This is a genomic window from Bradyrhizobium sp. HKCCYLR20261 (genome assembly GCF_051168435.1).
Classification (GTDB): Bacteria; Pseudomonadota; Alphaproteobacteria; order Rhizobiales; family Xanthobacteraceae; genus Bradyrhizobium.
The window spans coordinates 11,702-25,834 of the sequence record NZ_JBNPUZ010000010.1; the positions used below are offsets into that span (position 1 = coordinate 11,702).

The 14,133-nt window shown below is 67.2% G+C and carries 11 protein-coding genes and 1 pseudogene; 7 read left to right on the top strand and 5 right to left on the bottom strand.

Features of this window, described 5'->3' with window-relative positions; translation table 11 throughout:
* Positions 1–36 precede the first annotated feature (36 nt).
* The 3 genes and pseudogenes from ACQR1L_RS22415 (at position 37) to ACQR1L_RS22425 (ending at position 3,360) form a co-directional block, all read left to right on the top strand.
* Positions 37–918: an ABC transporter permease gene (locus ACQR1L_RS22415; protein ID WP_434860095.1), complete on the top strand. Its 882-nt coding sequence runs from the start codon at positions 37–39 to the stop codon at positions 916–918.
* A 100-nt stretch (positions 919–1,018) separates the two neighbouring features.
* Positions 1,019–2,352: pseudogene (locus ACQR1L_RS22420) on the top strand (NAD(P)/FAD-dependent oxidoreductase).
* Between the two features lie 132 nt (positions 2,353–2,484).
* Positions 2,485–3,360 carry a GNAT family N-acetyltransferase gene (locus tag ACQR1L_RS22425; RefSeq protein ID WP_434860096.1) on the top strand — a complete coding sequence of 292 codons (876 nt, stop codon included), beginning with the start codon at positions 2,485–2,487 and terminating at the stop codon, positions 3,358–3,360.
* Positions 3,361–3,475: 115 nt separating this feature from the next.
* Here the strand turns inward: ACQR1L_RS22425 and ACQR1L_RS22430 are convergent, their stop codons facing one another.
* From ACQR1L_RS22430 to ACQR1L_RS22450, 5 genes are all read right to left on the bottom strand, one after another.
* Entirely contained in the window at positions 3,476–4,852 is a 1,377-nt protein-coding gene (locus ACQR1L_RS22430) for an aspartate aminotransferase family protein (RefSeq protein ID WP_434860097.1), read from the bottom strand.
* A 91-nt stretch (positions 4,853–4,943) separates the two neighbouring features.
* Positions 4,944–6,410 (bottom strand): NAD-dependent succinate-semialdehyde dehydrogenase, encoded by a 1,467-nt coding sequence (locus ACQR1L_RS22435; RefSeq protein WP_434860242.1) that lies wholly within the window; start codon positions 6,408–6,410, stop codon positions 4,944–4,946.
* A 58-nt stretch (positions 6,411–6,468) separates the two neighbouring features.
* Positions 6,469–7,512, bottom strand: coding sequence for a tartrate dehydrogenase (locus ACQR1L_RS22440; RefSeq protein ID WP_434860098.1), 1,044 nt, complete (start codon positions 7,510–7,512; stop codon positions 6,469–6,471).
* Between the two features lie 41 nt (positions 7,513–7,553).
* The gene (locus ACQR1L_RS22445; protein ID WP_434860099.1) at positions 7,554–7,910 is read right to left on the bottom strand and encodes a cupin domain-containing protein; all 357 of its coding nucleotides are present in this window, start codon (positions 7,908–7,910) and stop codon (positions 7,554–7,556) included.
* A gap of 27 nt (positions 7,911–7,937) precedes the next feature.
* Positions 7,938–8,873 carry a 2-hydroxyacid dehydrogenase gene (locus ACQR1L_RS22450; RefSeq protein WP_434860100.1) on the bottom strand — a complete coding sequence of 312 codons (936 nt, stop codon included), beginning with the start codon at positions 8,871–8,873 and terminating at the stop codon, positions 7,938–7,940.
* Positions 8,874–9,272: 399 nt separating this feature from the next.
* Between ACQR1L_RS22450 and ACQR1L_RS22455 the strand changes: the two genes are divergently transcribed.
* The 4 genes from ACQR1L_RS22455 to ACQR1L_RS22470 are packed head-to-tail and all read left to right on the top strand — an operon-like array spanning position 9,273 to position 14,083.
* Complete coding sequence (locus tag ACQR1L_RS22455; RefSeq protein WP_434860101.1) at positions 9,273–10,139, top strand: GNAT family N-acetyltransferase; 867 nt, start codon at positions 9,273–9,275, stop codon at positions 10,137–10,139.
* A gap of 10 nt (positions 10,140–10,149) precedes the next feature.
* A complete protein-coding gene (locus ACQR1L_RS22460) occupies positions 10,150–11,301 on the top strand; it encodes a DSD1 family PLP-dependent enzyme (protein ID WP_434860102.1) in 1,152 nt (383 codons plus the stop codon).
* A gap of 50 nt (positions 11,302–11,351) precedes the next feature.
* Positions 11,352–12,629 (top strand): NAD(P)/FAD-dependent oxidoreductase, encoded by a 1,278-nt coding sequence (locus ACQR1L_RS22465; RefSeq protein ID WP_434860103.1) that lies wholly within the window; start codon positions 11,352–11,354, stop codon positions 12,627–12,629.
* Positions 12,626–14,083: an aldehyde dehydrogenase family protein gene (locus tag ACQR1L_RS22470; protein WP_434860104.1), complete on the top strand. Its 1,458-nt coding sequence runs from the start codon at positions 12,626–12,628 to the stop codon at positions 14,081–14,083. Before ACQR1L_RS22465 ends, ACQR1L_RS22470 begins: the two co-directional genes overlap by 4 nt.
* Positions 14,084–14,133: the final 50 nt, after the last annotated feature.

Sequence of the window (14,133 nt, forward strand, 5' to 3'; positions counted from 1 at the left end):
ATGTCGTCCACCGCCACAGAGATGGAACCCGCCGTCATGACGAGCGCCACAGCCCCGCATCACGCCCGGCAGCCTTGGTGGCGCGGCCGAACGACACGGCGGTTCATGGCCAATCATCTTGCCCTGTTCGGCTTGGCGCTGATCGTGCTTCTCGTGCTGGCCTGCGTGATCGGGCCGAGCCTGCTGCCCTACACGTCGCTCAGCATCGATCTGCGCGCGCGCTTCGCGCCGCCATTGACCGGGTCTCACTATCTCGGCACCGATCCGCTCGGGCGCGATATGGCCGCGCGGCTGTTCATGGCCGGGCGCATCTCCCTGGCGGTGGGCTTCGCCGCCATGCTGCTGTCGACCATCATCGGCACCCTGGTTGGCGTGATCGCGGGCTATCGCGGCGGCTGGATCGGCGCGGTGCTGATGCGCACGGTTGACGGCTTCCTGTCATTTCCCTCGATCTTTCTGGTGCTGGCGCTCGCCGCCGCACTGAAGCCGAGCGCGATGATGATCACCGTCGTCATTGCCGCCACGAGCTGGATGGAGGTGGCGCGCATCGTCGAGACCGAGGTCCGCTCCTTGCGCGAACGCGAGTTCGTGCAGGCCGGGCGCATGCTCGGCCTCAGCGGGACGCACATCATGTTTCGCGAGATCCTGCCAAACGCGATTGGGCCGATCATCGTCGCCGCGACGCTGACTGTCGCGCGCGCCATCCTGATGGAGGCCTATATCAGCTTCCTCGGCTATGGGATCCAGCCGCCGCTGCCGAGCTGGGGAAACATGCTCGACGGCGCGCAGCGCTATCTGGGCAGCGCGCCATGGCTCGCCATCATCCCTGGCGCGGCCATCACCATCGCCGTCGCGAGCTTCAACTTCATCGGCGACGGCTTGCGCGACGCCTTCGACGTCCGCGGCGACCACAAATAGAGCCGCCGGACACGACGCCTGCCGGCGCCCCCGCAGCGCCGGCGGTCAGCTCATTACACCGCGCCGTCAGCGACGGCACTTTGATCGAAAGACACTCGCTATGCCCATCGTCGTTCAACCGGTGCACAACAGCGCCGACTTTCCCAAGCAGGTCGATGTGGTCGTGATCGGCGCGGGCATCGTCGGCACGTCGACGGCCTATGAACTGGCGCGCAAGAAGGTGTCCGTCGCGCTGATCGAGAAGGGCATCGTGGCGGGCGAGCAGTCGGGCCGCAACTGGGGCTGGGTGCGCCAGCAGAACCGTGACCTCCATGAGCTGCCGCTGGCGATGCACAGCTTGAAGCGCTGGGGCGAGCTGCACACCGAGCTCGGCGCCGACCTCGGCTTCCGCCGCGCCGGCATTCTCTACGCCACGCAGGATCCGAGCGAACTGGCCCGCTGGGAGAAGTGGAGCCAGCAGGCCAGGCTCATGGGCTTCCATAACGAGAGCCTGACCGCAGCCCAGGCCCAGGAGCGGATGAAGGGCAGCACCAACAAATGGCTCGGTGGCATCTGGTCGCCGACCGATGGCTGCGCGGAGCCGGGCATGGCCGCGCCCGCGATCGCCGAGGGCGCCAAGGCACTTGGCGCTTTCGTGCACCAGAACTGCGCCGCGCGCGGTCTCGACATCGCCAACGGTCAGGTCAAGGGCGTGTGGACGGAGCGCGGGCTGATCCGCGCCGACGCCGTGGTGCTGGCGGGCGGCGCCTGGAGCTCGCGCTTTCTGCGCCGGCACGGGATCGATTTGCCCGTGCCAATATCGACGGGACGGCGCTGCGGACGACGCCTGCTCCCGACATCGTCGATGCGGCGTGTGTCTACGGCGCGGGATACGCGCTGAGGCGGCGCATCGACGGCTCCTACACGATCGCCGTGCCGGGTCATGGCGTCATCAACCTCGCGCCGCAGGGCTTGCGCTACGCGACCAAGTTTCGCGAGATGATGCGCGCCAAGATCGGGAAGAAGATGACCTACCGGCTCAACAGCATGCTCTGGAACGGTCCGGACGCCTGGGGCAGCTGGGATTTCGACGAGACTTCGCCATTCGAGAAGATCCGCATCATGGATCCGGTCCCGCAGAAGGATCTGGTCGATCTGGCCATCCGCAATCTGGTGTCGGACTTTCCGGCGTTGAAGGGCATCGGGGTTACCGCGTCCTGGGCCGGGCTGATCGACACCTCGCCGGACCTGGTGCCCGTCGTGGACACCACGGATGAGGTCCGCGGTCTGACCATCGCCACCGGCTTCAGCGGCCACGGCTTTGCGCTCGGACCGGGAGCGGGGCGGCTGGCGAGCGAGCTCGCGATGAACGAGACGCCGTTCATCGACATCAATGCCTATCGGCTCACCCGCTTTTCGGACGGATCGCGCATCAAGCGGCCGGAAATGATGTAAAGGAAGGCGAACTCTGACGCATCGGGGCCGGCTGCCCATGCCTGATTGTTTTTCGTGTGTTTCTTGGAGATGATCAGGTATGCCGACGTCTCTCCTGGCTTCATCCATCGACGGCGATAAGGCGATCTGACGATGCAAGACTCCGTCCGCCTCAAATCTTTCGAGTTGTTTCCGCAGGACATCGCCGACGTCGATGTCAACCTGCTCCACGCGCTCACCCTCAGCGTCGGCTGGCCGCACCGACCCAACGACATCGAGCTCATGCGCCGTGCCGGCAAAGGCATCGTGGCTGTCGACGGCATCGGGCGTGTCTTCGGAAGCGCGATGTGGTTTCCTCATGGAGCTGACTTCGCCACGATCGGCCTCGTGATCACGGTGCCGCGCACGCAGGCGCAGGGTGGCGGCCGCTGGCTGATGGACCACGTCTTCTCTCAATGCGGATCTCGCCGCCTCAGCCTCAACGCGACCAAGGCGGCCTATGGGCTCTACCATTCTCTGGGCTTCACGAAGGAAGGCGTCGTTCAGCTCTACGATGGTGAGGTTTCGTGGGACGCGCGCTCGCTGCCGCATTTGGACGGTCGGATCGAAGGACTGACCGCGGAGTCGATCCGCGAGATCATGCCTCTCGACCTGGCCGCCTTTGGTGTCGATCGGGAGCGTCTTCTCAGGCTTTTGGCCGAGGTGTCGACCTTGCGCGTGCTCCGGCGCCACGACCGGATCGTCGGCTACTCCATGTGCCGCGAGTTCGGTCGAGGGCACGTCATCGGTCCGATCGTCGCGTCCAATGACGCGGATGCCATCCACCTCGCGGCGGTCCATATGGAAGCGCTGCAAGGTCGATTCGCCCGCGTCGATACACGCTCGCAAGGCGCCTTCGCTGAATTTCTTACCCGCAGCGGGCTCGTCGCTGGCGAGGCCGTCACGTCCATGTGGAAGGGACGCCCGTTCCTGAACGAGGTTGCGGGCAACCCGATCGTCTACGGCTTGGCCAGCCACTCGTTCAACTGAGCTGCAGCGCCGAACGCGACGTTCGACAGTGCGCGGCGAGGCGTTGCGTTTCAGCTTTCGCCGTCGTCCCGGGGATCGTCTGGGACGACGGCGAATGATTCAGCCTTGCATGAGTTCAGCCTGTCATGGCCTCTCGCACCTCAGCATCGGCGAGCGTCTCGTCCAATGTGCGGCGGGTGCGATCGATGATGCGGTCGATGTCGTCATCCGTACAACAGAGCGGCGGCGCATAGCCGAGGACGCCGTTTGGAAAGGCGCGCACGACGAGGCCGTTGTCCCAGGCGCGGTCGAAGATGCGCCGTCCTGGCTCGGCCGCCGCCGGAAGCGGCGTCTTCTTTTCCTTGTTCGTGACGAGCTCCACCGCCGCAAGCATGCTGCGCCCGCGCACCTCACCGACGAGAGGATGATCCGCAAGGCCGCTCAGCCCGGCCATCAGCCGCTGTCCGACGCGGCGGCCATTCTCCAGGAGCCCGTTCTCATAGAGATCGAGGCAGGCGAGCCCCACGGCCGCGCTGACAGGGTGGGCGGAATAGGTATAGCCGTGTCCGACCGCAGATGCTCCGGCGCCATCGGCAATCGTTTCATAGACGCGGTCGGAGAGGAACACCGCGCCCATCGGGCAATAGCCCGAGGTCAGTCCCTTGGCGACCGTCATCAGATCGGGAACGATGCCGTCGTCCTCGCAGGCGAATAGCGGACCGGTGCGTCCGAAGCCGGTGATCACCTCGTCGGCCACGAACAGGATGTCCAGCTCTCGGCAGGTATCCCGCATGGCCTTGAGCCAGCCCGACGGCGGCACCAGCACGCCGCCCGATCCCTGGATCGGCTCGACATAGAAGGCGGCGACGCGCTCCGGCCCCAGCTCCTGCACCTTGGCACGCAGCGCCGCAACCGACGCCTTGATGATCTCCTGCGGATCGCTGCCAACCGGGTTGCGGTAGCTGTAATGAGAGGGGATCTTGTGCTGCCAGTCGAACGGCACGCCGAAGCCTGCATGGAAGGCCGGAAGCGCCGTCAGGCCCGCGCCCGTGGTCGACGATCCGTGATAGCCCTGCATCACCGAAATGAACTGATCCTTCTGGGGCTTGCCCAGGGCATGATAGTAGAAGCGGATGAAGCGCACGGTCGAATCCACCGCATCCGATCCGCCGAGCGTGAAGTAGATGTGGTTGAGATCGCCGGGCGCCCGTTCGGCCAGTGCCGCGGCGAGCCGGATCGCCGGCTCCGAGCCGAGCCCGAAATAGCCGGTCGCATAGGGCAGCTCGCGCAGCTGGCGCGTCGCCGCCTCGATGATCTTGTCCTGGCCGTAGCCGGCGTTGACACACCAGAGGCCGGCGAAGCCGTCGATCAGCTCGCGGCCGGCGGCGTCGGTGACGGTGGCGCCGCGGCCGGTCTTCAGCACGCGGACGCCGGCCTGCTCATGGCCGCGATAGGACGCCACGGGGTGGATGAGATGGGCGCGATCCAGTTCGACCAGCGAGTTCGGCAGCATGGGACTTCTCCTGTAATGGGCCGCATCCGTGCTCGTCGCGATGCGGCCGAGCTGGAGGGGGCGGGGCGCCCCCCAGGATGCGAGCGGGGCGTCAGGCGCTCGGCCTGAGGCCCGCGATGTGGAACGTCTTCACTTCGAGATATTCTTCGATGCCGAGCGAGGAGCCCTCGCGCCCGAGACCGGACTGCTTGACGCCGCCGAACGGCGCGACCTCGGTGGAGATGGCTCCGGTGTTGAGACCGACCATCCCGAATTCCAGCGCCTCGCCGACGCGCCAGGCGCGCGACAGCCCCTCGGTGTAGAAATAGGCGGCGAGACCGAAGGGCGTGCCATTGGCGATCGCGATGGCTTCCTCCTCGGTGCTGAAGCGGAACAGCGGTGCGACTGGGCCGAACGTTTCCTCGGACGCGAGCAGCATCTCCGTGGTCGCGTCGCCGATCACGACCGGACGGGCATATTGTGCGCCGGAGGGCATGTCGGCGCTTTCCGCGAGGATCCGGCCGCCCTTCGCCTTGGCATCGGCAACATGCCGCTCGATCTTGTCGATCGCCGCACGATTGATCATCGGACCGATGGCCACGCCTTCGGCGGTGCCCGGGCCGACCTTCATGGCCTTCACGCGGCTCGCGAGCCGTTCGGCGAAGGCGTCGTACACACCCGCCTGGACCAGGATGCGGTTGGCGCACACGCAGGTCTGGCCGCCGTTGCGGAATTTCGAGGCGACGACGCCCTCGATGGCGAGGTCGAGGTCCGCGTCGTCGAAAACGATGAAGGGCGCGTTGCCGCCGAGCTCGAGGCTCAACCGCTTGATGCTGTCGGACGCGCCGCGCATCAGGAGCGCGCCGACCTTCGTCGATCCCGTGAAGGAGATCTTGCGCACGACCTCGCTCGCCAGCAGCGCCTTGCCGATTCCGGCCGGCATTCCCGTGACGATGTTGATGACGCCGGCCGGAATGCCGGCGCGCTCGGCGAGCACGCCCAGTGCCAGCGCCGAGTAGGGCGTGAACTCCGAGGGCTTGATCACCACCGTGCAGCCGGCCGCGAGCGCGGGCGCAATCTTGCGGGTGATCATCGCGTTCGGGAAATTCCACGGCGTGATGATGCCGCAGACGCCGACGGCTTCCTTCAAGACGATGATACGACGATCGGGCGTCGGCGAGGGGATGGTCGTGCCGCCGATCCGCCGTGCTTCTTCTGCAAACCATTTCACGAAGCCGGCGCCGTAGCGGATTTCCGCCCGCGCCTCCGGCAGCGGCTTGCCCTGCTCGGCGGTGAGGATGCGTGCCAGGTCCTCCTCGTGCTGCAGCATCAGCGCATGCCAGGCCTCGATCATGGCGGCGCGCTCGGCATGCGTCTTTCGCTTCCACGACGCGAAGGCGCGTCCCGCAGCCGCGATGGCGGCCTGCGTCTCGGCTTCGCCCATGTCTGGCACAGTGCCGATGATGGCCTGCGTGGCAGGGTCCAGCACGTCGATTGTCCCGCCCGACGCTGCGTCCTGCCAGCGGCCGCCGATCAGGCCCTGCGAGCGCAACAGGCCGTGGTCCTTCAACTCCATGATCTCATTGTCCTCGTTGTTGGAGCATGATCGTGTCGCGAAGCCGGTTTTCACGTTTCCCCTAGCCGAGCGCCGTGAGAACGGCGTTGGCGATGGCATCTGTCGTGTCCCGGCCGGGCTGTGCGCCGATGCCGCGGGCCGTGGTGGCTTCGATGGACCGCATCACGTCGGCGGCGGCCTCGCGCTCGCCCAGGTGCTCGAGCATCATCGCCCCGGACCAGATGGTGGCGATCGGATTGGCAATGCCGAGCCGCGCGATGTCCGGCGCCGAACCGTGCACCGGCTCGAACATCGAAGGCGCGGTGCGCTCGGGATTGATGTTGGCCGACGCGGCGAAACCGAGCCCGCCCTGGATGGCGGCGCCGAGATCGGTGAGAATGTCGCCGAACAGATTGGAGGCGACCACGACGTCGAGCGTTTCCGGCGCGCTGACCATGCGGGCCGCCATCGCATCGATGTGGTAGGAGGTGACCTCCACGTCCGGGTATTGTTTCGCCAGTGCGCGCGTCATCTCATCCCAGAACACCATCGAGTGCTTCTGGGCGTTGGACTTCGTGACCGAGGCGAGCCGTCCGCTTCGGGTCCTGGCCTGCTCGAAGCCAAATCGCAGGATGCGTTCGACGCCGTGCCGGGTGAAGATCGCGGTCTCCACCGCCACTTCGTCGGGCGTGCCGACATGCACCCGGCCGCCAGCGCCCGCATACTCGCCCTCGGTGTTCTCCCGGATGCACAGGATGTCGAAGCTCGTCTTGCGCAGCGGGCCCTCGACTCCCGACAGCAGGCGGTGCGGGCGGATGTTGGCATATTGGGTGAACGCCTTGCGGATCGGCAGCAGCAGCCCGTGCAGCGAGACCGCGTCGGGCACCTCGGCCGGCCATCCCACCGCGCCGAGGAAGATGGCGTCGAAGCCGCGCAGCGTGTCGATGCCGTCCACGGGCATCATCTTGCCCGTCTCGCGATAGAACGCGCATGACCAGGGAAAGCGTGTGGCGGCCAGCGCAAAGCCGCGACGCGACGCCGCGCGCTCCAGCACCGGCCAGGCCGCGTCGATGACGGCCGGGCCGATGCCGTCGCCGGGGATGAGGGCGATGGTGTAGGACTTCATGGATTTCCTCAAAACTCAGGCACGCGCGCGGGCCGCGAGCGTCACTCGTAGACGCAGACGTAGATCTTGCGGACGGTCTCGATGGTGCGCCAGATGCCGACGAAGCCGGGCTTCATCGCAAAGCTGTCGCCGGCGCGGAACGTGAAGGTCTTGCCGCCTGTCTCTTCGATCTCGATCAGGCCCGACAGGATGTGGCAGAACTCGAAGGTCGTGCCCTTGATCGAGTGGGTCTCGCCGGGCGTCGCTTCCCAGACGCCCGTCTTGATCATCTCGCCGCGCGATTCATCCTGGCTCCAGGTCTTGAATTTCGGCGAACCGGAGATCAGCCGCTCGGGCAGGGGAAGCCCATCCTTCGGCGTGAACTTCGGATCGGGGTCGATCGGGATGAGAAGCGACATGCGTGACTCCAGGCTGGGTTTGAGAGATCAGTATCCGCGCGCGCGATCGACCAGGCCGATCATCGGCTGGCCGTCCCGGTGGCGGCGGATGTTGTCGATCACGGCGTGCGCCGCCGTCTGAGGTTGCGTGACGCTCGCCACATGCGGGGTGATCACCACCTTGGGGTGGCGCCAGAGCGGATGATCGGCGGGCAGAGGTTCGGGATCGGTGACGTCGAGCACGGCTGCCGACAGATGTCCTCGATCGAGCGCGGAGAGCAGCGCAGCCGTGTCGAGCTGCGGACCGCGGCCGGCTTGCACCAGCGCGGCTCCCTGCGGCAGGCGGGCAAAGAACTCGGCATTGAGCAGACCACGCGTCTCCGCCGTCAGCGGCAGCAGGCACACCAGGATGTCGGTTCGCGCCAGGAAGCCCGCCAGCTGCGCAGCGCCGTGGAAGGTCTCGACGCCTGCGATGGTGCGCGGCGAACGGCTCCAGCCGGCCAATGCGAAGCCGAACGGCGCGAGCCGGTCCATCGCCGCCTGTGCCAACATGCCGAGACCCAGGAAGCCGATGCGCCGTGCGCTGGCCTGCACAGCAGGCAAAGGCCGCCAGACCGCTTCGCTCTGCTGCACGGCATAGGCGGGCCAGTCGCGATGCAGCGCCAGCACCGAGAGCGCGACATATTCCTGCATCATGCGCACGATGCCCTCTTCGACCATGCGCACCACCGCGATGCCGGCTGGAAGGCCCGCGCCGTCGAACTGATCCACGCCCGCGCCGATCGAGAAGATGACTTCCAATCGGCGGTAGCGATCGAGGTCGGCCGGGATCTTCCAGGTGATGAGGTAGCGCACGTCGTCCGGATCGACCGCCGCCGCATCGTCCGCGAAGATGACGTCCGGGAGGTCGCGCGCGAAGGCCTCGCGAAACACCGCCGCGCGTTCCGCGGTGGAGTTGAACAGGAAGACCGGCCGACCGTTCATGCGCAGAGCCTTTCAACGAGCGAAGAGATCACCGTGAGGCATTGGTGGAGTGCGCCTCGCGCGATGCAGTCGTCGGAGCGATGAGCGCGGACGACGTCGCCGGGCTCGCAGATGATCCATCCGTCTGGACTGCGCTCAGCGTAGAGAAACGGCTTGGCCGTTCGCGCCGTAAACTGAGGAATTTCGGAAGATAATATCGAAAACGGACGGGTCTGCAGTCGAACCTTCTGCGCGTCTCGGATCACCTTGATCGCACCGACAATGCGGCGGAGCGGCTCGTTCAACTCCCCGGACGACCGGATCCGAACGCATTTCCTCTCACCGAAAGGCCGCGGGGAATGGGGGCTGCGATGCCCTCCAAATTCTCGTGGAGACCTCATTGAGATACCTGAGCGCAGCATGAAAACCGCAGACATCCGGGATCGTGTGACCACGGCGGACGACGTCTCGCTGGTCCCGTTCTCGGCCCATCACCTTCCCGGCGCGCTCAAACTGTCCCAGGAGATGCGCTGGCCCTATCGGATCGAGGATTGGGCGTTCGCCCTGCAACTCGGCGAGGGGTTCGTTCTCGAGCGCGACGGCGAGGTCGTCGGCACGGCCGCGTGGTTTCCCTATGGCGAGGACTGCGCCACCATGGGGATGATCATCGTCTCCGGCGCGGTGCAGGGGCGCGGCTATGGCGCCAGGCTCATGGACAGGCTGCTGTCCGTGGCGGGCGCGCGAACGGTGCTCCTGAATTCGACCGAGGAGGGCCAGCTCCTTTATTCCCGACGGGGCTTCCGGCCAGCCGGCACGATCCATCAGCACCAGGGCCCTGCCGGGCAGTTCGAGGCTCCTCCGCTCGACGTCGTGCGCCCCATGGTGGTGTCCGACGTCGCGGCCGTCGCGCGCCTCGACCGCGAAGCCACCGGCTTCGAGCGGCGTCCCTTGCTGGAGCGTTTGCTGGAAGTCGGCGAGGCCGACGTGCTGCTGCAGACGGGCGAGGTCGCCGGCTACGCGATCGCGCGTCTGTTTGGCCGTGGCCACGTCATCGGCCCCGTCGTGGCGCCGACGGCCGATGCGGCGCGTCTCCTGATCCTGGCGGCTCTGTCACGCCTGCAAGGCTGTTTCGTGCGCATCGACACGGCGGCCGAGACCGGCCTGTCCGCATGGCTCGAGACGATCGGTCTCGCCCAGGTCAGCGATGCGCTCACCATGGTTCGTGGCACGATGCCGCCGAGCGGGCCGTCGCGGGTGTTCGCGCTCTCGAACCAATCGCTCAATTAGGGAGGCCGGGATGCCGCACGCCTCGGCCACGAGCCTCAAAGGCCTGCCCACTCCGGCCCTCATTCTCGATCGGACCCGGCTGGACCGCAACATCGCGCGTCTTGCCGGCCGCATGACGGCTCTCGGCGTGACCCTGCGGCCGCACATGAAGACCGCGAAGTCGATCGACGTCGCCCGGCATGTCTTCCCGCATGGGCCCGGTCCCGTGACCGTCTCCACCATGGCGGAGGCGGACTACTTCGCCGATCACGGCTGCCGCGACATGACCTATGCCGTCGGCATCGCGCCTCACACCGCCAGTCGCGCGATGATCCTTCGCAAGGCAGGCATCAACATCAAGGTGCTGCTCGACACCGTGGAGCAGGCTGCCTTTCTCGCCGAAGCAGGCCAGGCGGCGGGCGTGACGCCGGCTGCCTTCATCGAGATCGACTGTGACGGCCATCGCGGCGGGCTGCGGGTCGACGACGACAAGCTTCTCGAGGTCGCCGCGGCATTGAGGGACGGCGGTTCGGCGCTTGCGGGCGTGCTGACTCACGCGGGCGAATCCTACGCCCTTCATACGCCCGAGGCACTCGTGGCCGCGGCGGAGAACGAGCGCGCCGTCGCCGTGAAGGCCGCAGAGCGCCTGCGCGCCGCTGGGCATCCATGCCCCATCGTCAGCGTCGGCTCGACACCGACGGCGCATTTCGCTGCCGCGCTCGACGGCGTGACGGAAGTGCGGGCGGGCGTCTACATGTTCTTCGACCTGGTGATGCACGGCATCGGCGTCTGCGCGACCGACGACATCGCCCTCTCGGTTTTGTCGACCGTCATCGGCGCCAAGCCCGAGAAGGGCTGGATCATCATCGACGCCGGCTGGATGGCTCTCTCGCGCGATCGCGGCACGGCGGGGCAGCGGGTGGACCAGGGCTATGGACTGGTGTGCGATCTCGCGGGACGGATCTATCCTGATCTGATCGTCGCCCAGGCCAACCAGGAGCACGGAACGCTCGCGATCCGCTCCGGCTCGTCCCAGCCGCTGCCCGATCTTCCCGTCGGCACCAAGCTCCGCATCCTTCCCAACCACGCCTGCGCCACCGGCGCTCAGCATGATCGCTATCACCTGGTGGCCGGCGAGAGCGCCGCGATCGAGGCGCAGTGGCCGCGGATCCGCGGCTGGTAGCTGCCTGGGGACCACGCATGATCTTCCTTTCTCTTCGAGCCGGGTGATACATGAAGCTCACATCCTACTGGCTGGACACGTCCGGGCCGTTCTCAGGCGGCGCGAAAGGACCGGTCGAAGGCACATATGACGTGGCGGTGGTCGGCGGCGGACTGACCGGTGCCTCGGCCGCGCTGGCGTTGGCCAAGAAGGGGGCGCGCGTCGTCCTGCTCGAGGCAGAGACGATCGGCCACGCCGCCTCGGGCCGCAACGGCGCGATGTGCAACAACGGCTTTGCCCAGGACTACGGGATGATGTCCGACAAGCTCGGGCGTGAGGCCGCCGATACGCTCTATCGCGCGTTCGACGCCGGCGTCGACATGGTCGAACGGCTCGTCGCGGAAGAGAAGATCGACTGCAACTTCGCCCGCGTCGGCAAGATCAAGCTGGCCGCCAAGCCCGAGCATTACGACAAGCTGGCGCGCGGTCAGGAACTGCTCGCCGCGCATGTCGATCCCGACACTCACATGGTCCGGCGCGAGGACCTTGCGTCCGAGATCGGGTCGGAGCGCTATTATGGCGGCCTCGTCTATCGCAAGAGTGCGGCCATGCATGTCGGTCGCTTCGTGCGAGGCCTTGCTGAAGCGGCCGCGCGTCGCGGCGTGGCCATCCATGAGCAGGCGCCGATGACCGGCCTGACCGCCGCGCGCGGCGGCGGTCACCTCGTCGATACGCCGAATGGCCGCGTCACGGCTCGGCAGGTTCTCCTCGCCAGCGGCATCTCGCAGGTGGGGCCGCTCGGCTGGGTCCGGCGCCGCATCGTGCCGGTCGGCGCCTTCCTGATCGTCACCGAACCCTTGCCCGTCGACCTGCTCGACAGGCTGCTTCCGCGCAGGCGCAATGCGGTCGACACCAAGAACCTCGTCAACTACTTCCGCACCACGCCGGACAACCGGCTGCTGTTTGGCGGCCGCGCCCGGTTTGCCGTGTCGAACCCGGCCTCCGACGAGAAGAGCGGGGCGATCCTCCGCGCCGCGCTTCATGACGTGTATCCCGAACTGCGCGACGTGCGGATCGATTATTGCTGGGGCGGCATGGTGGACATGACGCGCGATCGCCTGCCGCGCGCGGGCGAACGCAATGGCATCTACTACTCCATGGGCTATAGCGGCCACGGCACGCAGATGGCCACGCTGATGGGAACGATCATGGCCGAGGTCATGGACGGACAGGCCGCGCTGAACCCCTGGAAGGACTTCGCCTGGCCCGCCATCCCCGGCCATTTCGGCAAGCCGTGGTTCCTGCCTCTGGTCGGTGCCTACTACCGCATCAAGGACCGCTTTCAATGATCGATCCGATCCGGCATCTGGACGAGGCGGGTCATCTCGGCGCGTTCTTCATCGATGGCGGCTGGCGCAAGCCGGAGGGGACTGAGCGGGCTCCGGTCGTCAACCCCGCGACGGAAGACGTCGTGGCCGAGATCCCGCTCGGCCATGCGGCGGATGTCGCGCATGCGGTCTCTGCCGCGCGTCGCGCTTTTCCGCTCTGGTCCCGCACGCGCGCCGAAGAGCGCGCTGCGCTGCTCTCGCGTGTCCATGCGCTGATCCTCGAACGGCAGGAACTGCTCGCGCAGGCGCTGACCTGCGAGATGGGCGCTGCGATCAGCTACGCGCGCCAGGCGCAGGTGCCGCTGGCGGCCGAGCACATCCGCGTCGCGCGCGACAATCTGGCCGACTTTCCCTTCATCTCGCAGCGTGGTGCCACCGCGATCCTCAAGGAAGCGATCGGCGTCTGCGCGCTGATCACGCCGTGGAACTGGCCGCTCTACCAGATCACGGCCAAGGTCGGTCCGGCGCTGGCGGCCGGCTGCACGGTGGTGCTCAAGCCCAGCGAGCTCTCGCCGCTGAATGCGCTGCTGTTCGCCGAGATCATCGCTGAGGCGGGCTGTCCGCCCGGCGTCTTCAATCTCGTGCAGGGCAACGGGCCGGTGGTCGGCGAGGCAATGGCGTCGCATGTCGATGTCGACATGGTCTCGATCACGGGCTCGACGCGCGCCGGCGTGCTCGTGGCCCAGGCCGCCGCTCCCACGGTCAAGCGCGTCGCCCAGGAGCTCGGCGGCAAGTCCCCCAATGTCGTGCTGCCGGACGCCGACCTCGCCCGCTGCATCCCGCTCGGTGTCGCCGCCGCGATGCGCAATCTCGGCCAGTCCTGCAGCGCCCCCACGCGCATGCTGGTGCCGCGCCGGCGCCTCGCCGAGGTCGAGGCGTTGGCCGGCCAGGCAGCGGCGTCATTCGTCGTTGGCGACCCGCTGGATGAGGCGACGACGCACGGGCCGATCGCCAACCGCGCGCAATACGCGCGCATCCAGTCCATGATCGAGGCAGGCCTGGCGGAAGGTGCGAGACTCGTCATCGGCGGACCCGGCCGCCCGGCGGGACTGAAGGCCGGTCTCTATGCGCGCCCGACCGTATTCTCCGACGTCCGGCGCGACATGACCATCGCGCGCGAAGAGATCTTCGGCCCGGTGCTCGCGATCATGGCCTATGACACGGTGGACGAGGCGATCGAGATCGCCAACGACACGGTGTACGGCCTGGGCGCCCACGTGCATGGCGCCGATATCGACGCGGCGCGCGCCGTCGCCGCCCAGCTCCGCGCGGGCCAGGTCCACATCAACGCACCCGCCTGGGACCCGCAGGCCCCGTTCGGCGGCTACAAGCGCTCCGGCAATGGGCGCGAGTATGGTCCCGAGGGGATGGAAGAGTATCTCGAGACCAAGTCGGTCCTCGGCTTCTATCCGTGAGCGCCCTGTTGCGGCAGGTGGTTTGAGCGGGACGCCGATGCCTGAAACCG